At 61.5% G+C, this 18494-nt stretch carries 20 protein-coding genes; 6 read left to right on the top strand and 14 right to left on the bottom strand.

Translation table 11 applies throughout. The features are described from left to right. Positions 1–102 precede the first annotated feature (102 nt). Positions 103–1197, bottom strand: a complete 1095-nt coding sequence (locus tag B9Z47_RS02225) for an aromatic ring-hydroxylating dioxygenase subunit alpha (RefSeq protein WP_108329601.1) — start codon at positions 1195–1197, stop codon at positions 103–105. Between the two features lie 200 nt (positions 1198–1397). Between B9Z47_RS02225 and B9Z47_RS02220 the strand changes: the two genes are divergently transcribed. The 6 genes from B9Z47_RS02220 (at position 1398) to B9Z47_RS02195 (ending at position 7769) form a co-directional block, all read left to right on the top strand. Beyond that, positions 1398–2123, top strand: a complete 726-nt coding sequence (locus B9Z47_RS02220; protein ID WP_108330038.1) for a nucleotidyltransferase family protein — start codon at positions 1398–1400, stop codon at positions 2121–2123. Between the two features lie 111 nt (positions 2124–2234). Then, positions 2235–3626, top strand: coding sequence for an aminopeptidase P N-terminal domain-containing protein (locus B9Z47_RS02215; protein WP_108329600.1), 1392 nt, complete (start codon positions 2235–2237; stop codon positions 3624–3626). Between the two features lie 7 nt (positions 3627–3633). Next, positions 3634–4245 (top strand): MOSC domain-containing protein, encoded by a 612-nt coding sequence (locus B9Z47_RS02210; RefSeq protein ID WP_108329599.1) that lies wholly within the window; start codon positions 3634–3636, stop codon positions 4243–4245. Between the two features lie 200 nt (positions 4246–4445). Next, positions 4446–6749, top strand: coding sequence for an NADP-dependent malic enzyme (locus tag B9Z47_RS02205; protein ID WP_108329598.1), 2304 nt, complete (start codon positions 4446–4448; stop codon positions 6747–6749). A 130-nt stretch (positions 6750–6879) separates the two neighbouring features. Then, positions 6880–7314, top strand: a complete 435-nt coding sequence (locus B9Z47_RS02200; protein ID WP_369911610.1) for a ribonuclease domain-containing protein — start codon at positions 6880–6882, stop codon at positions 7312–7314. A gap of 29 nt (positions 7315–7343) precedes the next feature. Further along, positions 7344–7769: a barstar family protein gene (locus tag B9Z47_RS02195; protein WP_108329597.1), complete on the top strand. Its 426-nt coding sequence runs from the start codon at positions 7344–7346 to the stop codon at positions 7767–7769. 361 nt (positions 7770–8130) lie between these two features. On the opposite strand, the gene B9Z47_RS02185 is transcribed toward B9Z47_RS02195, so the two are convergent. From B9Z47_RS02185 to hpaR, 13 genes are all read right to left on the bottom strand, one after another. Next, on the bottom strand, positions 8131–9039 hold the full coding sequence (locus tag B9Z47_RS02185) for a DMT family transporter (RefSeq protein WP_108329595.1): 909 nt from the start codon (positions 9037–9039) through the stop codon (positions 8131–8133). Between the two features lie 4 nt (positions 9040–9043). Then, on the bottom strand, positions 9044–10057 hold the full coding sequence (locus tag B9Z47_RS02180) for a 2-dehydropantoate 2-reductase (protein ID WP_108329594.1): 1014 nt from the start codon (positions 10055–10057) through the stop codon (positions 9044–9046). After that, positions 10054–10842 carry a class II aldolase/adducin family protein gene (locus B9Z47_RS02175; RefSeq protein ID WP_108329593.1) on the bottom strand — a complete coding sequence of 263 codons (789 nt, stop codon included), beginning with the start codon at positions 10840–10842 and terminating at the stop codon, positions 10054–10056. The genes B9Z47_RS02180 and B9Z47_RS02175 overlap by 4 nt, the downstream gene beginning before the upstream one ends. Positions 10843–10952: 110 nt before the next feature. Continuing rightward, positions 10953–11768 carry a 4-hydroxy-2-oxoheptanedioate aldolase gene (gene hpaI / locus B9Z47_RS02170; protein WP_108329592.1) on the bottom strand — a complete coding sequence of 272 codons (816 nt, stop codon included), beginning with the start codon at positions 11766–11768 and terminating at the stop codon, positions 10953–10955. A gap of 163 nt (positions 11769–11931) precedes the next feature. After that, complete coding sequence (hpaH, locus tag B9Z47_RS02165; protein WP_108330036.1) at positions 11932–12747, bottom strand: 2-oxo-hept-4-ene-1,7-dioate hydratase; 816 nt, start codon at positions 12745–12747, stop codon at positions 11932–11934. Positions 12748–12864: 117 nt separating this feature from the next. Continuing rightward, a complete protein-coding gene (locus tag B9Z47_RS02160) occupies positions 12865–13302 on the bottom strand; it encodes a 5-carboxymethyl-2-hydroxymuconate Delta-isomerase (protein WP_108329591.1) in 438 nt (145 codons plus the stop codon). A gap of 109 nt (positions 13303–13411) precedes the next feature. Beyond that, positions 13412–14338, bottom strand: coding sequence for a 3,4-dihydroxyphenylacetate 2,3-dioxygenase (gene hpaD, locus B9Z47_RS02155; RefSeq protein ID WP_108329590.1), 927 nt, complete (start codon positions 14336–14338; stop codon positions 13412–13414). Positions 14339–14365: 27 nt separating this feature from the next. Continuing rightward, positions 14366–14761, bottom strand: a complete 396-nt coding sequence (locus B9Z47_RS02150) for a type II toxin-antitoxin system VapC family toxin (RefSeq protein ID WP_108329589.1) — start codon at positions 14759–14761, stop codon at positions 14366–14368. Continuing rightward, positions 14758–15033 carry a ribbon-helix-helix protein, CopG family gene (locus B9Z47_RS02145; protein WP_108329588.1) on the bottom strand — a complete coding sequence of 92 codons (276 nt, stop codon included), beginning with the start codon at positions 15031–15033 and terminating at the stop codon, positions 14758–14760. The genes B9Z47_RS02150 and B9Z47_RS02145 overlap by 4 nt, the downstream gene beginning before the upstream one ends. Before the next feature lie 69 nt (positions 15034–15102). After that, positions 15103–16572: a 5-carboxymethyl-2-hydroxymuconate semialdehyde dehydrogenase gene (hpaE, locus tag B9Z47_RS02140; protein ID WP_108329587.1), complete on the bottom strand. Its 1470-nt coding sequence runs from the start codon at positions 16570–16572 to the stop codon at positions 15103–15105. Next, positions 16569–17339, bottom strand: coding sequence for a fumarylacetoacetate hydrolase family protein (locus B9Z47_RS02135; protein WP_108329586.1), 771 nt, complete (start codon positions 17337–17339; stop codon positions 16569–16571). The genes hpaE and B9Z47_RS02135 overlap by 4 nt, the downstream gene beginning before the upstream one ends. Further along, positions 17336–17980 (bottom strand): fumarylacetoacetate hydrolase family protein, encoded by a 645-nt coding sequence (locus B9Z47_RS02130; RefSeq protein ID WP_108329585.1) that lies wholly within the window; start codon positions 17978–17980, stop codon positions 17336–17338. The genes B9Z47_RS02135 and B9Z47_RS02130 overlap by 4 nt, the downstream gene beginning before the upstream one ends. Further along, positions 17977–18468 carry a homoprotocatechuate degradation operon regulator HpaR gene (gene hpaR, locus B9Z47_RS02125; protein WP_108329584.1) on the bottom strand — a complete coding sequence of 164 codons (492 nt, stop codon included), beginning with the start codon at positions 18466–18468 and terminating at the stop codon, positions 17977–17979. Before hpaR ends, B9Z47_RS02130 begins: the two co-directional genes overlap by 4 nt. Positions 18469–18494: the final 26 nt, after the last annotated feature.

Genomic DNA, 18494 nt, shown 5'->3' with positions numbered 1-18494 from the left:
GCTTCATGGCATGCATGGCCTCAGGCAAAAGGCCCTGCACCCAGTTGCGGGCGGGCAGTCAACGCTGGCGTAGCTCCCCCGCTGTTGGGAGAAAGCCGGGGTTCAGGCTTTCGCTTCCTTTTGCTGCCGGTCCAACACGTAGCGGCGCATGGCCACCGCAGGCGCATCGGCGGCTACCGAAAACTCGTAAAGGTCCTCGGCCGGGGTGTTGGCCAGCACCTGCTCCTGCAGCGCCAGGCCATCGACATCTTCCTGAAAAGCCACGAACAGCTGGTCGTGCATGAAGCGGGTGGTGGCCGGATCGTCCTGCGCAAAATCGCGCCCGTGCACCAAAAAATAATGCGTGGTGGTGGCCGTCTCGGGGGTTGGCATGTGCGCGGTGCGGATGCGAAACTGCGGACGCCCGCCTTCGGGCAAATGACAATCGTAAAACGTCACCGACACCTCGTGCAGCCCCAGGCTGCGGAATTCGGAGCGAACAATGCGCGCCGCCTGGCCCTGACCGGTCAGGCCTGTCGGGATGCCCCAGACCGGTGGCAGCGTGGTGGGCACCACGTTGCGCAAAAGGGCAAACTGGCCATCACTGATCTCGGTCTCGAAGGCGGCTTTGGCGTAATCGGGCGTGCCAAAGCTTTTGGCATGCAAATAACTCAAATGGGTCAGGTCCAGCAAGTTTTCATGCAGCCGCACGTAATTGGCCTTCAGGCTCAGGTAACCCTGAGAGCACGCCCAATCGGCCTCTTCCATCCAGTCCTGCGCCGGCAGCTTGGACAGGTCGGCCTGCTCGGCATCTCCCATCCAGATCCAGACCACGGGACCGCGCTCATGGGTGCGGTAGGTCTTGATGCCCACGTTTTTCGGACAGTTGGCCTGCGAAGGGACCTCGATGCAATCGCCTTCGGTGTTGAAACGAAAGCCATGGTAGCCGCAGACGATGGTGTCATGCTCCAGCATACCCGCCGACAGGGGCATGGAGCGGTGTGGGCAGCGGTCTTCCAGGGCCACGACACGGCCCTCGGTCGTGCGGTAAAAAACCAGGCGCCGACCCAGCAGGGTGCGTGCCAAAAGCTGGTTCTGGATTTCCTCGCCAAAAGCAGCCACATACCAGTCGTTCATCACAAAAGGTGTTTGGCGGTCTGCCAGACGCAGCGACGCGTTCTGGGCGGCGGTGATGACCGTCTGTGAGGGTCTTGTCATGTTTGTCGTCTCCTGTTGGGCGCGTGCCTGTCACACCCCAGTGCCTGGGTGTTGATGGTGCGTTCTACCCTTTGACTTTAGCCGAGATTGTTCGCAGCACCGCCCTATCCAAGGCATGGCAACATTCGGGCATGGACCTACCTTTTGCCCCCCCTACTTTCACCGAGGCGCAGCGCACGATGCCTGTGCTGGCACAAGCCATGGTGCTGGCCGCTGGTCGCGGTGAGCGCATGCGCCCTCTGACCGACCACACCCCCAAGCCTTTGCTCAACGTGCGAGGTCAAGCGCTCATGCAGTGGCCCATGCAGGCCTTGGCACGTGCCGGTTTCACGCGCCAATTGATCAACACGGCCTGGCTCGGGGAACAGATTGCCGCACATTTCGGGACACACCCGGTGTGGCCCGACACGCCGGGTGTGCGCCTGATGTATTCACACGAGGGCCAGGACTTTGGCCATGCACTGGAAACAGCCGGCGGCATTGTGCGGGCCATGCCGCGTTTGGAAGATGTGTTCTGGGTGGTGGCGGGGGATGTGTTTGCGCCCGACTTTGTCTTCACACCAGAAGCCGTGCAACGCTTTGCGGCCAGCGAAAACACTGCGCATCTGTGGCTGGTGCCCAATCCGGCACACAACCCGGGTGGGGATTTTGGCTTGTCTGACACGGGCATGGCGCTGAATTTGCCCCGAGACGATGCGGGCCGCCGCTTCACCTTCAGCACCATTGCCCTTTACAAACAGGCCTTTTTCAGTGCAACGAACACTGGCATTGAGACTGGCAACCCCCAAGGCATCGCAGCCCCGCTGGCACCGTTGTTGCGAGCCGCAATGGACAAAGGGCAGGTCTCGGGCGAGGTCTACCGAGGTGCATGGGCGGATGTGGGCACACCCGAAAGGTTGGCGCAACTCAATGCCAGCGTGACCTGAAGAAGTGAAAGGTCGAATCACCCATGCCAGCCGCTGGTCGCGGCACCACCGGGACAAGGCAGACCGGGGTGAGCGGACATAATGGGAGACCTTCGTCCGACTGCCATCCAGATGACCGAAACACACACACTTTATGCCGAACGTCGCGCGCGCGTCGCCGCCCAACTGGGCACTGGCGGCATCGCCATCGTCCCCACCGCACCCGAGCGGCAGCGCAACCGCGACAGCGATTACCTGTACCGGCACGACAGCTACTTTTATTACCTGACCGGCTTCACCGAGCCCCATGCGAGTCTGGTGATCACGGCCGATGGTGAGGCCACCTTGTTTTGCCAGCCCAAAGACCTGGAGCGCGAGATCTGGGACGGCATCCGCTTAGGGCCAGACGCAGCACCCGCCGCGCTGGGCGTGAACCGGGCTTTGCCCATCGGCGAGATGGCCGCGCACATGCCCAAGTTGCTGGAAAACCGCAGCACCGTCTGGTACCCGTTTGCCATCCATACCGGGCTGGAAACTCAGGTGAACGGTTGGTTGCAGTCGGTGCGCTCGCGGGTGCGTTATGGTGCCTTGTGTCCCGAGCAGCAGCGCGACCTGTGCAGCGTGCTCGACGAGATGCGCTTGGTGAAAGACGCTCACGAACAGGACATCATGCGCCGAGCCTCTGTGATCAGCGCCCGCGCCCACATCCGCGCCATGCAGCGCAGCGCCGCCATGCTGCGCGCCGGGCAAGAGGTGCGCGAATACCATCTGGACGCCGAGTTGCTGCACGAGTTCCGCCAGCACGGCTCTCAATTCCCGGCTTATGGCTCCATCGTGGCGGGCGGGGCCAATGCCTGCATCCTGCATTACCGTGCCGACACCGCCTTGATCCGTGACGGCGACCTCGTGTTGATCGACGCCGGTTGCGAGCTCGATGGTTATGCCAGCGACATCACCCGCACCTTCCCGGCCAATGGCAAATTCACCGGCCCGCAACGCGCTTTGTACGACTTGGTGCTGGCTTCGCAAGACGCCGCCGTCGCGGCCACCAAAGCCGGTGCCCGTTTTGTCGACCCGCACGAGGCCACGGTGGCCGTGCTGGCGCAAGGCTTGCTCGATGTGGGCCTGCTTGACAAGAACACGGTGGGCAACGCGCAGGACGTGATCGCCAACCGCAGCTATTTCCAGTTCTACATGCACCGCACCGGCCACTGGTTGGGCATGGATGTGCACGATTGCGGCAGTTATGTCGAGCCCTCTCAGGTGGGCCAGGTCAGCGAGCGCAAGGACCCGCTGAGCGGCGAGACCATCAAGGACCGTCCCAGCCGCATCCTGCAGCCGGGCATGGTGCTGACCATCGAGCCGGGCCTGTATGTGCGCCCCGCGCCTGGCGTGCCCGAGCAGTTTCACAACATCGGCATCCGCATCGAAGACGACGCCATCGTGACCGAAACCGGCTGCGAGCTGCTGACGCGCGGTGTGCCAGTCAAGGCCGACGAGATCGAAGCCTTGATGCGGGGCTGAGCGGTCCATGACGCCGAGTTCGCCGCCTCCCCCACTTTCGTCTGGGCGGCTACTCTCTATCCAGACCGGGCAGGTTCGCCCCCTGATGGTGGGCGGACGCAAGTTGGCGTCGGCCATTGGCAAAACGGCCATCGCCGGTCCGGTCGATGCTGGCGTTCTGGGCCTGGCGGGCGACGAGCAAGCTGACCTGTCCGTGCACGGCGGCTTGAGCAAAGCCGTTTACGCCTTGCCTTCAGAGCATCTGGTCTGGTGGCAGGCGCAGCGCCAGAAACAGGGTGCTACGATGTTCGAAGAAGAACTACTCCCCGGCTTTCTGGGCGAAAACCTCAGCCTGCAAGGTGTATTTGAACAAGACCTTTTCATCGGCGACAGCCTGGACTTTGGCGAGGTGCTGTTGCGCGTGACCCAGCCGCGCGAGCCTTGTGGCAAGTTCAACGCCGTCATGGGTTATGCCCTGGCCGCCAAAGACATGGTGCAAAGCGGGCGCTGCGGCTTTTACCTGGCGGTCGACAAGCCGGGCATCTTGCAAGCGGGGGCCTGTTTTGAAGTCATTCCGGGTCCACGTTCAACCCGTGTGGCGCAGGCTTTGCAGCACAAGGCCCGCAAGCATTTGCGCTGAACGACCACCATTTGTGTGCAAAAGTCAAAAGCCAACTCACTTGCTGCACGGATTGCCCCAGTCAAAACCTCTTAATACGGGGTCTACAATGAAACTTACGCCGATCTGTCATCTGGCAAGCTGATAAATTCCACAGAAATTCAGACCGGCGGCTGAACCCCAGCGGCCACATGGCACATGCCTACAACGGAGCAAGAACAATGACCAACAAGGTCCAAGCCGAAGAAAAACGCGCCCAGCTGCGCAAAGCCGCGCTCGAATACCACGAGTTCCCCACTCCCGGCAAAATTGCCATCGCACCCACCAAGCAGCTGGTCAACCAGCACGATCTGGCGCTGGCCTATTCACCCGGCGTGGCGGCCCCTTGCGAAGAAATCGTCAAAGACCCGACCAACGCGTTCAAGTACACCAGCCGTGGCAATCTGGTGGGTGTGGTGACCAACGGCACGGCCGTGCTGGGTTTGGGCGACATCGGCCCGCTGGCCAGCAAGCCAGTCATGGAAGGCAAGGGCGTGCTGTTCAAGAAGTTCTCGGGCATCGACGTGTTCGACATCGAGATCAATGAAAAAGACCCGGACAAGCTGGTCGAAATCATCGCCTCCTTGGAGCCGACCTTTGGCGGCATCAACCTCGAAGACATCAAGGCACCGGACTGCTTCTACATCGAGCGCAAGTTGCGTGAGCGCATGAAGATCCCGGTCTTCCACGACGACCAGCACGGCACCGCCATCGTGGTGGGCGCGGCCATTCTGAACGGCCTGAAGATCGTGGGCAAAGACCCCAAACAGATCAAACTGGTCACCTCGGGCGCTGGCGCTGCCGCGCTGGCTTGCCTGGGCCTGCTGGTCAAGTTGGGCATCCCGCGCGAAAACATCTGGGTCACTGACCTGGCGGGCGTGGTCTACGAAGGCCGCACCGAGCTGATGGACGAAGACAAGATTCAGTTCGTGCAAAAAACCGAGCACCGCACCCTGCGCGAAGTGATTGCCGGGGCGGACGTGTTCCTGGGCCTGTCGGCTGGTGGCGTGCTCAAACAGGACATGGTCAAGTCCATGGCCGCCAAGCCCCTGATCTTTGCGCTGGCCAACCCCAACCCAGAAATCGACCCCGATGACGTCAAGGCCGTGCGCGACGATGCCATCATGGCCACCGGCCGCACCGATTACCCCAACCAGGTCAACAACGTCCTGTGCTTCCCCTACATTTTCCGGGGCGCGCTGGATTCGGGCGCGACCACCATCACGTTGGAGATGGAAATCGCCGCCGTGCACGCGATTGCCGAGCTGGCCCAGGCCGAGCAAAGCGAAGTGGTGGCCGCGGCCTATGTGGGCGAGCCACTGGCTTTTGGCCCCGAATACCTGATCCCCAAGCCGTTTGACCCGCGCCTGATGATGAAAATTGCGCCAGCGGTCGCGCAAGCGGCAGCCGACAGTGGTGTCGCTTTGCGTCCGATCAAGGATCTCGACGCCTACCGCGAAAGACTGCAAGGCTTTGTTTACGCGTCGGGCACCATGATGAAGCCCATCTTCACCGCGGCCAAGCGCGCCCTGAAAAAACGCATCGCCTACAGCGAGGGTGAAGAAGAGCGCGTGCTGCGTGCGGCCCAGATCGTGGTGGACGAAGGCATTGCCCGCCCCACGTTGATCGGTCGCCCTGCCGTGATCGCCGAGCGGATCGAAAAATTCGGCCTGCGCCTGAAGGAAGAGTTGGACTACGACGTGGTCAACGTCGAACTGGACCACCGCTACCGCGATTTCTGGCAGACCTATCACCGCATGACCGAGCGCAAGGGCATCACCCAGCAGATCGCCAAGATCGAAATGCGCCGCCGTTTGTCGCTCATTGGTGCCATGTTGCTGCACAAAGGCGACGTGGACGGCATGATTTGCGGCACCTGGGGCACCAACCCCATGCACCTGAACTACATCGACCAGGTGGTGGGCAAGCGCAAGGGCGTGAACACCTTCGCCTGCATGAATGGCTTGATGCTGCCGGGTCGTCAGGTGTTCATGGTGGACACACACGTCAACTACGATCCGACGGCAGAACAATTGGCCGAATTCACCATCATGGCCGCCGAGGAAATGCGCCGCTTCGGCATTCAGCCCAAAGCGGCCTTGCTGTCGCATTCCAATTTCGGCTCATCCAACCAGCCCAGCGCCGTCAAGATGCGCAACGTGCTGGATTTGTTGCGCATCAATGCACCTTGGCTGGAAGTGGAAGGTGAGATGCATGGCGATGTGGCACTGGACGCCGCCGCACGCCAAGCGATCATGCCCAACAACACCCTGGCAGGTGACGCCAACTTGCTGGTGCTGCCCAATATTGACGCGGCCAACATTGCCTACAACCTGCTCAAAACGGCTGCGGGTGGCAACATCGCCGTTGGGCCGGTTTTATTGGGTGCAGCCAAACCTGTTCACATCCTGACCCCCAGCACCACTGTCCGCCGAATTGTGAACATGACCGCGCTGACTGTGGCCGATGCCAACGCCACGCGTTAAGCTGAAAATCAAAGTGTTCGCTCACACCCTGTTAAAAACCGGGGTGTTTTTGCCTATTTATTGGGCATCCGCTTGCATTTTCATGGCATTTGTCGCACACTAGCGCCTTCGAGTTTTCGGGTAAACCCGGATGCTCCTGAAAGGTGTATTCATGAGGGTGGCACAACAAGCCGTGACCCGTCATCGTTGGGCAACCACGTTGATGGGTTTGATTTTGATGGCATGCACATTTTTGGTGCATGCACGTTCTCCCCAAGAGGTGCCAGCCTTGTCAACGATGTTGACAACCGAGCTGCCCCGCGAAGGCCAAGAAACTTACCAACGCATCCGCAAGGGCGGTCCTTTTCCATATGAAAAGGACGGGACAGTTTTTGGCAATCGTGAGCGGATTCTGCCTCGCGAAGCGAGGGGTTACTACCGTGAATATACCGTCAGGACGCCCGGCGAACGCAACCGAGGGGCCCGTCGCATTGTCTGCGGTGGCCCGGTTCCGTCAGAACCGAAAGCCTGTTACTACACCCAGGACCATTACGCGAGTTTTCGCATGATTGTCGATAAGCCTTGATTTTTAGACCTGAAAGAAAGACCACGGAGATGGACACGCCGATTCGTCATGACCAAGAGCCGCCCCTGAAGGGCGTGCGGTCCAACATCGTGCAGTCGATTCGCGCCTACCGCGTGAGCGATCTGCAAGAGGCCGCCCAAGGTTTGGGCCACCACTTTTTGTATGCCAACCTGGCCGAAGCCCAGAGCAAACAAGACGTGCTGGACCTGATTGGTGCGCAATTCACGCTGCCTTCGCACTTCGGCAAGAACTTTGATGCCCTGTACGACTGCATGACAGACCCACTGCACAAGTCGGGCCCTCAGCCTGGTTTCATCGTGGTGTTGGAGCAGATCCCTGCACATGCCAAGTTCGACAAGGAAGCCCGCGAGCAATTGCTGGACATCTTCCGCGACACGGCCGATTATTGGGGAGACCGGAAGATTCCCTTCCGATGCTTCTATTCTTTTCGGTAGCCCGTTCTGCGCAAAACAGCCAAGCAGGACGGGCGAATGAGGCACAAACCGAGGACGCCGTGATGGCCGAATCGATCGAAGATGGCGAAAAAATGCCCACCGACAAACTGGTGGACGTTTCGCCCTTGGCGCTGCGCATGAGCAGCCCATTCAACGCAGGTTACTGGCTCGCAGCCGCCTGAAGACGAGAGCCATCCAGGCTGTTCGCGACAGGGTGTCCCCTTTACAGGAGACACCCTGTTTCGTTTGTGCCAAACAATGGCATGCCGAAACTTTGGTCAGCATTGGCATATCCACTGCAAAAAACCCACCTCCGCCCCGGTGACATACCGCCCTCGTCAACGGCCATTGACTTGGTTTCTTATTTCTTGCGCAAGCCCAGCCACATCACCGTCACCACCACAATCATGGCGCCCACCAGTTGCATCAGCGCAATCGACTGGCCGAGCACCGCCCAGGCCAGCACCAGCGCGAAGACCGGTTCGACGTTCATGATGGCTGAATTGCCCACCACGCCCAGTTTGGGTAGCACGGTGAACATGATGGTGAAGGCCGTGCCGTACAAAAAAGTCAGCAGGCCCAGACCCCACCAGCCGGCAGGCGCATCGGGCAGGTGCAGGCCGCCTTGACCGAAAGCCACCACCGCGGCCAGCACACCCACGGTGCTCATGGTGGTGAAGGTGCGCAGGCGACCATCGACCTCGGCCGTTTCGTGCTGCGTGAACACCAGCGCCAGCCCGAAGGTGGCCGACGCCGCCAGAGCAAAAGCCACACCCACGCCAATCTGCTGCCACTGCTGCTGCGCGCCAAGACCCGAAGCTGCGCCGAAGACATCGAGCGCCAGCGCCAGACCCGCCATCAGCACCGGCATGGCCAGCAACACGGCCCGCTCGGGCCGATGGCCATACAAAAGCCGCGCCCATAAGGCGGTGGCCAACGGGTAGGTGTTGAAGGCCAGCAAGGCCAGCGCCACCGGCAGGCGGGCCACCGACGAATACAGGCACACGCTTTGCACTGCGATCAGCACGCCGATCAGCGGCAAAAAGCGGCGACTGCGGGGTGCAAAGCGCAGCGCCACTTTTTGCTGCCACAGGATCAGCGCCACCACCGAAGCGGTGACCAGGCTGCGGAAGGTGACCGCCGTGACCACGTCCACCCCATGGTTGAAAGCGGTGCGCGCCGCCACATGGTTGGCCCCCATCATGAAAGCGATCAACAAGAGCGTGGCAAAGGCCGCGCCCGACAAACCTGGTTTGGTGGCAGAAGTCATGCGTTCATTGTGCGGGGTAGAGCCCCAAACCTCTGGCATGCAAGCGACTGAGACCCAACAGCGCGTCAATGAAGGGCGTGGCCACCCCGGTCAGCTGGCCCAACTCGCGCACAGCGCTGACCAGCGCATCGAGTTCCACCGGCTTGCCCGATTGCACGTCTTGCAGCATGGAGGTGCGAAACGCCCCCAGCTTGCGCGTGACGGCATGGCGGTCTTCGGGTTGCTGGTCGATCGGGATGCCGATGGCAGCCCCGATGGCCTTGGCTTCGAGCATCATGTCCGAGACAAAGCCGCGTACCAGATCGTCGTCCAGAATCCGATCGGTGGTGGCCCCGGTGAAGGCGCTGATCGGGTTGATCGTCATGTTGCCCCAGAGCTTGTACCAAATGTCTTTCTGAATTTGCGGCGACAGTGTGGCCTTGAAACCGGCTTGTTGCAGCAGCGCGTGCAAAGCCTGCACCCGGGGCGTGACTTGGCCCGAAGGCTCGCCCACGATCAGGCCATCGCCAAAGTGGTGACGGATCACGCCTGGCGCATCGACCGAGCAGCTGGCATGCACCACGCAGCCGATGATGTGCGCGGCGGGCAAGGCTCGGGCAATGGCACCTGCCGGGTCCACCGAGCGGAGCGAATGCCCCGCCATCGGGCCACCAAAGCCTTGCAAAAACCACCAAGGCACGCCGTTCATGGCCGTCAGCACCACGGTGTGGGGGCCGATCAGCGGGCCCACCTGCTGCGCCACCGCCACCAGCGCCGGGGCCTTGACCGAGATCACCACCAGGTCTTGCACACCCAGGGCTGCCGCGTCATTCGAGGCCGTGACCGGCACGGTGTGCACCTCGCCGCCATGGTGCAGTTGCAAACCCTGCTGCCGCAAGGTCTGCAAGGTGTCGCCCCGCGCCAGCACGCTGACCTGCGACCCAGCCCGCGCCAGATGCACCCCCATCCAGCCGCCAATCGCGCCTGCGCCAACGATGGCGATTTTGTTGAATGTCACATCGTTCATTGTTTCGCTCATGCGCGCCACCCTGTGTCTTGTTTGTCCATCCGGCGCACCAGCGCCTCGAACACGTCTTGCCCTGCCCCGAGGTTCGGGTTGAACTGCAAGGCATCGCGGGTGCATTGGGCCGCAATCGCCTCAGGCACCGGAATCGGCGCGCCCATGCTTTGCGTGGCCAGCTGGATTTCGCAGGCGCGTTGCAGCGTCCACAAAATCGCAAAGGTCTGCGGCAGTGTTTGCCCCCAGGCCAGTAAGCCGTGGTTGCGCAGGATCACCGCAGGCTTGTTGCCGATGCTTTGCAGCACACGCGGCCCCTCTTCGGCGTGGATGGTGATGCCCTCGAAGTCGTGGTAGGCCACCATGCCATGCAGCTGGGCCGAATAGAAATTGCTTTGCGAGAGGCCGTCTTTCAGGCACGCCACCGCCACGCCCGCCGTGGTGTGGGTGTGCATCACGCAATGCGCGCCGTCCATGCCACCGTGCAGCGTGGCATGCACCACAAACCCGGCAGGGTTGACCTGGTAGGGCGAGCCGTCGAGGACCTCGCCTTGCAGGTTGATCTTGACCAGGTTGCTGGCCGTGACCTCGCTGTAATGCAGGCCAAAGGGGTTGATCAAAAACTGCTTGTCACCGCCGGTCACGCTGTCAGGCAAACGCACGGTGATGTGGTTGTAAATCATCTCGGTCCAGCCGAGCATGGCAAACACACGGTAGCAGGCGGCCAGCTCCAGACGCGCCTGCCATTCGTCAGGGTGCACGCGTGCTTGCAGGGATGGGACTACGGGCTGAGGGGATGGAAACATCGTGATCTCCTTTTAATTGGGCTCAGTTTTAATGGGGGTCAGAACCCAACTGTTGATTGAGTCGACTGAAGAAAATTAATCGGGATCTGACCCCAATTAAATTTTGTCGTTCAGTAGGTGCTGCCTTTGGCAGGCACGGCGGCGGTGACTTCGGCTTTGAAATGGGCGGCCAGCTCGGTGGTCTGGCGCATCAGGATTTGCGTGTCCAGGCCCACGGCCACAAACACCGCGCCGAGCTTCAGGTATTGCGCTGCCAGTTGCCGATCGGGCGTGAGGATGCCGGGGGCCTTGCCCGCTTTGAGGATGCGGGCGATGGCGTCGGCAATGGCAGCCTGCACCTCGGGGTGCGCAGCGTTGCCCACATGGCCCATCGAGGCCGACAAATCGGCCGGGCCGATGAACACACCATCGACCCCGGGCGTGGCAGCGATCGCATCGAGGTTACTCAGCGCCTCACGCGATTCGACTTGCACCAGCAAGCAGACCTCTTCGTTGGCACGCTTGAAGTAATCCGGGAAATGCCCCCAGCGCGAGGCCCGCGCTCCGGCCATGCCGCGCACGCCCCCTTGCCCATCGTCTTGCGGGTAGCGCATGGCCTGCACCAGTTGTGCGGCCTGTTCGGCCGTATCGACCATGGGCACCAAGATGTTTTGCGCGCCCAGGTCGAGGTATTGCTTGATGAGCGCGGTGTCCCCCACCGGCACACGGCACACCGGGTGGCTGGTGGGGTAAGCGGCCAGGGTTTGCAGCTGGGCCTGGATGCTGCGCAAATCATTGGGCGCGTGTTCGCCGTCGATGACCAGCCAGTCGAATCCGGCCAGCGCACAGATTTCAGCGGTGTAGGCATTGGCCAAGCCCATCCACAGGCCGATCTGGGGGCGTTGGTTTTTCAGGGCTTGTTTGAATAGGTTGACAGGGGTGTTCATGAGGCGACTCCTTTGAGGTGATCAAGGTTTGCAGGATGTTGGGTCCGGGGTGGCGGCCTGGTCGATGTGGCAAAGCGAAGCGCCTCTGAGCCCGGGCCGCCACCCCGGACACAACAGCCCTCCGCTATCGCAAGACGAAGCCACTGGAGACGAATCCAATAGCTCAAACAAACCGAAACTCCAGCTTGCCCAACGGCCCGTAATCCGCATCAAACACATCGCCCACTTTGGCAGGCGCAGGTTTGGTGAACGAACCGGCCAACACGATCTCGCCCGCCTGCAAGTGCTCGCCCCAGGGCGCCAGCTTGTTGGCCAGCCAGGCGATGCCTACAGCCGGGTGTCCCTGCACGCCAGCGGCGAGGCCCGTTTCCTCGACCACACCGTTCTGGCGCAGCACCGCGCCGCACCAAGGCAGGTCGGTGGTCAGTGGATCAACCCGCTTGGCCCCCAGCACGATGCCCGCGTTGGCGGCGTTGTCGCTGATGGTGTCAAACACCTTGCGCATCACCTTGGTGTGGCGGTCGAACTGCTCGATGCGCGAATCGATGATCTCGATGGCGGGCGTCACGTAATCGGTGGCATCGAGCACCTGCTGCACCGTCACGTTGGGGCCGCGCAGTTCTTTCTTAAGAATGAAAGCCAGCTCCACCTCCACACGCGGGGCTATGAAGCTCGTGAAAGGAATGTCCAGCACCTGACCGGGCGTGCAGGTGTAGCGCATGTTGTCCAGCAGCGTGCCGTAATCGGGTTCGTCGATCTGGCTGGAGACCTGCATGGCACGGCTGGTGAGGCCAATTTTGTGGCCGATCATGGTGCGCCCCTCGGCGAACTTGATCTGCATCCAGGCGCGGTTGATGCGGTAGCCGTCTTCAATCGTCATGCCCGGGTAGCGTTTGGAAAAATGCTCGATCTGCACACGGAATTTTTCGGACTGGTGCAGCTCTTGCGCGAGCTGCTGGATCAATGCGTCGTCAAACATGGTGTTTTGGTGAGTTGGAAAATGGATGGCCACGTCGCTGCGCTCCTCGCCATGACAGCGCAAAAAAAGGTGCCATCGCGAGCGCAGCGTAGCGATCCATGGTTGAAAACTTAGGCCTCAAACGGCCCCCTTTTGAAACAGCGGATGCAGGTTGCTGTGTTTGGCATCAAACACCTCGGCCCCCACGTCGATCTGCAGCGTGAGGCCGATGTGGCGCTGGGCCATGACCGGCACAAAAAAGGCCTTGGCCACTTCGAGCAGGGTCTGCCCTGCGCGTTGCTGGGTGGCCTCGCTGCGGCCCCGACCCATGCGCACATTCAGGTACACAAAGGCATAGTCGCCCGTGCCCCCGGCCTCGCGCCCGGCCGCACCGCCATCGGCCACCGCGTAATGCGGCGCAGGATAAGCCAGCACGCGGGTACCACCCGTGGGAAAGACTTGTTTACCGTCTTCATCGTGGACGGTGAGCATGGCGTCGGCCAGCTGGCGGCACAAGGCGGTCATGCTGACCTCGTGGTCGAGCTGGCCGGTATAGAGAATCACGAGGTGGGGCATGGTTCTGTCTTTGTCGAGTTGTCTGTAGGTCGGACCTTCAGGTCCGACATGGGTGTGTCAAAGGTCTTCGTCGGGGCTGTAGCCGCCGACCTACGGGGGAAAAGCATGTTCACAGCCGGGTGCTCACAGCCGTGTAGCCCTGAGCACTGCTGGCCTGCGCCGCTGGAATGTGTTCACCGGTTTGCGGCGTGACTTCAAAAATCGCATTGAGCTGGCCCGTGCCGCTGGCTCCGAAGTACGGCGTCACGATCTCGACACCGCCGCCGTAACCGGTCCAGCCCAAAGCCCCCATCAGCATGGCGGTGTCGTGCATGAAGCCTTCGCCGTGACCCTTGCTGGCGTACTCGGGCAGCATCTCGCAAAAGGCTTTCCACTCGCGCTGGCCCCACATCTGCAACACCTGCTTATCGAGCTGCTCCAGAAACGGGCTCCAGATCTTGTGCGCGAACTCCGGGGCCAAGCCGTTTTGCGCAAAGCGGTGGCTCAAGCTGCCGCTGGCCAGAAAAGCGACCTTGCCGTCGTAATGCTTTTCGACCGCCTCGCGCATGGCCCAGCCCAGGCGGGCGCTGTCGTTGAGGTAGTGCGAAGTACACAGGGCCGAGACCGAGACCACCTTGAAATGCTGGTCTTCGTTCATGTAACGCAGCGGCACCAGCGTTCCGTATTCGGGCTGTAAGGTCGTGGCGTCGTGCGCCAGGGTTTCCACACCGTGGTCGTTGGCCACTTGGGCCAGCAAATGCCCCAGCGCCGGGTTGCCAGGCGACTCAAAAGGCAGGTTGCTGATGAAGTGCGGCAGCTCGTTGCTGGTGTAAACGCCCTTGTAATGCGGCGCGCAGTTGATGTGGTAGCTGGCATTGACCAGCCAGTGCGTGTCAAACACCACCAGCGTATCCACACCCATGGCACGGCAACGGCGGCTGATTTCCTTGTGACCATCGATGGCGCTTTGGCGCGTGCCAAAGCGCGGACCAGGTATCTCACTCAGGTACATGCTCGGCACGTGGGTGATTTTGGCGGCGAGGGCAAGTTGTCCCATGGGGTGTCCTGTGGATGCGGGTGGAAATCAGGGGCAGATCAAATCGATGCCCGGAAAGTAGTTGCGGTAGCGGCCTGCATCGCGAGTGAGCAGCGGGTAACCCTCGGCTTTGGCGTGAGCGCCAATAAAGAAGTCGGGCAAGACCCCGGTTTTGGTGCCGCCGCGTTGGCGGTACTGTCGAAACGCTTGCCCAGCCAACCGTGCTGCGGGCTTGGACAGTTCCGTCATTTCAATACCCAGGGCGTCCAGAAAACTGTCCAGATGCGCAAGCTCAGCCGGGTGCCCCGCCAATTCGGCGTACACGACCATGTTGATGCCCAGTTCACCGGTTTTGGGACTGCGCAACTGTTGAAGCGACCATGGCATCCAGATGGGATCGGCTTTGTAAATGTCGAGCAGGACATTGGTATCGACCAAGATCATGGTTTGTTCCAATCCTCGCCACGCGTGATGGCCAACCACTCGTCGGTGCTCGGGCCGTCTTTGGCAATGCCAATGAACTGCCGAATCGGATCGTCCGGCGCGAGAAAAGACAAGTCGGGATCGGGCGCCGCACCCTGGCTGGATGGCGCTTTGGCCGCCACCAAATACTCAGCAAGGGCTTCTTGTACAACGTGCGATTTGCTCAGTTTGCGTGCGGCGCAGTACTGAGTCAATTCGCGTTCAACGGCTTCGGGCAGGCGGACAGACAACATGGCTCACTCCTTGTCATACGCATTCAAAATGAATGTATGACATCAAGTATGACAGACGGCAAGGTTTTGTCATACACCCCAATGCGGAATGTGGTGACCGCCCAGACTGACCGCCACATTTTTGGGCTCACAAAACACTTCGTAGCTCCAGGTGCCGCCCTCGCGGCCGGTGCCGCTGGCCTTGGTGCCGCCAAAGGGCTGACGCAGGTCGCGCACGTTCTGGCTGTTCACAAAGCACATGCCCGCCTCGACCGCGGCGGCCACGCGGTGGGCCTTGCCAATGTTCTCGGTCCACACGTAGCTGCTCAAACCGTATTCGATGTCATTGGCTTTTTCAATCGCATCCTGCTCGTCCTTGAACGGGATCAGGCAGGCCACGGGGCCAAAAATTTCTTCCTGCGCGATGCGCATGCGGTTGTCCACGTCCGCAAACACGGTGGGCCAGACGAAGTTGCCTTTTTGCAATGCACCCGACAGCTCGGGCGCATACGCAGGGCGGTCTACCCCACCGCACAACAGCGTCGCACCTTCCTTGGGGCCCAGCTCAATGTAGCTGAGCACCTTGGCCAGATGCGCTTTGCTGATCATCGGGCCAACGATGGTTTTCTCGTCGAGCGGATCGCCAACGGTGATGCGTTTGGCGCGCTCGGCAAACCTGGCGGCAAAGTCGGCGTAGATGCTTTGCTGCACCAAGATACGGCTGCCCGCGGTGCAGCGCTCGCCGTTGTTGCTGAAGATCATGAAGATGGCGGCATCCAGCGCACGATCCAAATCAGCGTCTTCAAAAATCACGAAAGGGCTCTTGCCGCCGAGCTCCATGCTGAACTTCTTGAGGCCCGCGCTTTGCACGATGCGGTTGCCCGTCACGGTGGAGCCGGTGAAGCTGATGGCGCGCACATCGCGGTGCGAGACCAGCGGCTCGCCCGCTTCTTTGCCGTAGCCGTGCACCAGGTTGAGCACGCCCGGGGGCACCCCGGCTTCCAGCGCCAGCTCGCCCAAACGGGCAGCGGTCAGGGGTGACAGCTCGCTCATCTTGAGCACAGCGGTGTTGCCAAAAGCCAAGCACGGCGCGACCTTCCAGGTGGCGGTCATGAAGGGCACGTTCCACGGGCTGATGAGCGCGCACACGCCCACCGGATGGAACAGCGTGTAGTTCAGGTGCGTGGGCGTGGGATAGGTATGGCCGTCCACGCGGGTGCACATCTCGGCAAAGTAGTGGAAGTTGTCGGCCGCACGCGGCACCAGCTGCTTGCCGGTCTGGTTGATGGTCTGGCCGCAATCGCGGGTCTCGGTCTCCGAGATTTCAGGCACATGTTTCGTGATCAGGTCGCCCAGCTTGCGCATGATCTTGGCGCGCTCGGTGGCGGGCGTGCCGGCCCATTTGGGGAAGGCGGCTTTGGCAGCGGCGACAGCGGCATTGACTTCCGCTTCGCCGCCCGAGGCGACTTCGGCCAGCACTTCTTGCGTGGCGGGGTTGATGGTTTCAAAGTAGTCGCTGCTGGCGACGCTTTTGCCGTTGATAAGGTGGTCGATTTTCATGGGTTGGCTTTCACGATGGTGTTGGTCAATGCGCCGATGCCTTCGATCTCGGTGACGATCACGTCGCCGGGTTGGCAGTCGACGATGCCGTCCGGCGTGCCGGTCAGGATCAGGTCGCCGGGGTTCAGGGTCATGAAGCTGCTGAAGTATTCGATCAGCGTGGGCACATCAAAAATCATATCGGCGGTGCTGCCGCTTTGCGTGACCTTGCCGTTGACGGTGGTCTGCAATTTCAGCGCCATGGGGTTCGGCACATCGGCCGCATCGACCAGCCAGGGGCCAATCGGCGTACAGGTGTCGCGGTTTTTCACGCGCAGGTTGGGGCGGTACCAGTTTTCGAGGTAGTCCCGAATGGCGTAATCGTTGGCCACGGTGTAGCCAGCGATGTAGTCATACGCATCGGCTTTTTTCACGTGCCGTGCGGTGCGGCCCACCACCACGGCCAGCTCGCACTCGTAGTGCATGTACTTCACGTCAGCGGGGCGCTTCGTGAAGGCCTTGTGCCCGATCAGCGAAGCTTCGCCCTTCATGAAAGCCAGCGGCTCTTCGGGCGCTTTGAAGGCCAATTCCTTGGCGTGGTCGGCGTAGTTCAGGCCGAGCGCGATCACGGTGCGCGCTTGCGGCACGGGTGCCAGCGGTGGCAGCCAGACCACCTCGTCAAAGGCCACGCGGCGACCCTTGTGCGGGCCCTGTGTGATGAGCAACTTGCCATCTGATTCAACGGCTTGCTGGATGGCGCCTGACCAGGCGATGCGTGCGTGCTTCATGCGGCACCTCCAACAGTGGTGACAACAGAATCAAAGCCCGTCGCAGAAATCTCCACCCGGTCACCTGCTTGGGCACGGGGACGCGTGCCATCGGCCAGGCAGTCGGTGCCGACCATCAGCACATCCCCGGGCTGCAGTGTCATGAATTCGCCCACATCGGCCAGCAGCTCAGGCATGGCGCGCATCAGCTCGCGCAGGTCAACGGTCTGCACCAGTTCACCATTGCGGCGCACCGCGATCTGCAGCGCGGCCCAGTCAGACACTTGGCCAGGCGTGACCTGTTCAGGCAAAGCCAGAAAACCATCGCGGCAGCGGAACTTGACCGGCGGGCGGTAATAACTCGCATGCGGCACCGCCCAGTCGCAGAGCAGCGCAGCGCCTGCCACATGTCCGTCTTCACCGATCACCAAGCCCAGTGTCGCGCCAATGTCGACTTCGCTCACGCCGTCTTGCAACACCAGGTCTTGCCGAGCCGGGCTGAAGGTGTTGGCCGTCTTGACGTAGAGCACGGGCGCTTGGGGCGCAGCTTTGTGCGGGTCTTGCGTCATGCGCGGGGACCAGAGATCCCACTCGCGGCGGAAATTGAGCAAGGTGCCGTACACCGCGCCCGTCGGTTGCCATATGGATGTCCACGGGTTCATCGTTCTTCTTCCTCGGCCAGCTCTTCTGGCGTTTCTGTGTCAGGGGTTTCGAGCGCGATCACCTCGTCGAGCAGCGCGTACAGCTGCCCCAGCTTGGCCTTGCCGAGCTGCTGCTCCATCCAGCTGTAGTGCGCCTCGATCGTTTGCGACAAGGACTGCACTTTGCTCAGACCCAGCGCCGTGGCGCGCACCACGGTGCGGCGGGCGTCTTGCGGGCAGCGCGAGCGTTCAATCAGGCCATCGCGCTCCATGCGGGTGAGCACGCCGGTCAGACTGGGCCCTAGCAGGTAGGCCTCGCGGGCGACTCGGCCAGTTTCTGTGCCTGCGGGGTCACCGGCATGTTCGCCCAGCACCCGCAGCACGCGCCACTGCTGGTCAGACAGGCCATGCTGACGCAAGCTCGGGCGCGTGTGGGCCATGACGGCTTCGCGCGCCTGCAGCAGCAATCGCGGCAAGTTGCGGTGGACGAAAGGGGTGGATGTGCTCATTTATTTAACATGTTAAATGAATGAGC

This window comes from Limnohabitans sp. 2KL-1, assembly GCF_003063435.1.
Lineage (GTDB): Bacteria > Pseudomonadota > Gammaproteobacteria > Burkholderiales > Burkholderiaceae_C > Limnohabitans_A.
Note: the sequence above shows the minus strand (reverse complement) of the source record. Positions and strands in the feature narration are given on the sequence as shown.

Coding starts and splice junctions, on each gene's coding strand:
- B9Z47_RS02225 (WP_108329601.1), bottom strand. CDS start 1,197: ATGACAAGACCCTCACAGACGGTCATCACCGCCGCCCAGAACGCGTCG.
- B9Z47_RS02220 (WP_108330038.1), top strand. CDS start 1,398: ATGGTGCTGGCCGCTGGTCGCGGTGAGCGCATGCGCCCTCTGACCGAC.
- B9Z47_RS02215 (WP_108329600.1), top strand. CDS start 2,235: ATGACCGAAACACACACACTTTATGCCGAACGTCGCGCGCGCGTCGCC.
- B9Z47_RS02210 (WP_108329599.1), top strand. CDS start 3,634: ATGACGCCGAGTTCGCCGCCTCCCCCACTTTCGTCTGGGCGGCTACTC.
- B9Z47_RS02205 (WP_108329598.1), top strand. CDS start 4,446: ATGACCAACAAGGTCCAAGCCGAAGAAAAACGCGCCCAGCTGCGCAAA.
- B9Z47_RS02200 (WP_369911610.1), top strand. CDS start 6,880: ATGCTCCTGAAAGGTGTATTCATGAGGGTGGCACAACAAGCCGTGACC.
- B9Z47_RS02195 (WP_108329597.1), top strand. CDS start 7,344: ATGGACACGCCGATTCGTCATGACCAAGAGCCGCCCCTGAAGGGCGTG.
- B9Z47_RS02185 (WP_108329595.1), bottom strand. CDS start 9,039: ATGACTTCTGCCACCAAACCAGGTTTGTCGGGCGCGGCCTTTGCCACG.
- B9Z47_RS02180 (WP_108329594.1), bottom strand. CDS start 10,057: ATGAGCGAAACAATGAACGATGTGACATTCAACAAAATCGCCATCGTT.
- B9Z47_RS02175 (WP_108329593.1), bottom strand. CDS start 10,842: ATGTTTCCATCCCCTCAGCCCGTAGTCCCATCCCTGCAAGCACGCGTG.
- hpaI (WP_108329592.1), bottom strand. CDS start 11,768: ATGAACACCCCTGTCAACCTATTCAAACAAGCCCTGAAAAACCAACGC.
- hpaH (WP_108330036.1), bottom strand. CDS start 12,747: ATGTTTGACGACGCATTGATCCAGCAGCTCGCGCAAGAGCTGCACCAG.
- B9Z47_RS02160 (WP_108329591.1), bottom strand. CDS start 13,302: ATGCCCCACCTCGTGATTCTCTATACCGGCCAGCTCGACCACGAGGTC.
- hpaD (WP_108329590.1), bottom strand. CDS start 14,338: ATGGGACAACTTGCCCTCGCCGCCAAAATCACCCACGTGCCGAGCATG.
- B9Z47_RS02150 (WP_108329589.1), bottom strand. CDS start 14,761: ATGATCTTGGTCGATACCAATGTCCTGCTCGACATTTACAAAGCCGAT.
- B9Z47_RS02145 (WP_108329588.1), bottom strand. CDS start 15,033: ATGTTGTCTGTCCGCCTGCCCGAAGCCGTTGAACGCGAATTGACTCAG.
- hpaE (WP_108329587.1), bottom strand. CDS start 16,572: ATGAAAATCGACCACCTTATCAACGGCAAAAGCGTCGCCAGCAGCGAC.
- B9Z47_RS02135 (WP_108329586.1), bottom strand. CDS start 17,339: ATGAAGCACGCACGCATCGCCTGGTCAGGCGCCATCCAGCAAGCCGTT.
- B9Z47_RS02130 (WP_108329585.1), bottom strand. CDS start 17,980: ATGAACCCGTGGACATCCATATGGCAACCGACGGGCGCGGTGTACGGC.
- hpaR (WP_108329584.1), bottom strand. CDS start 18,468: ATGAGCACATCCACCCCTTTCGTCCACCGCAACTTGCCGCGATTGCTG.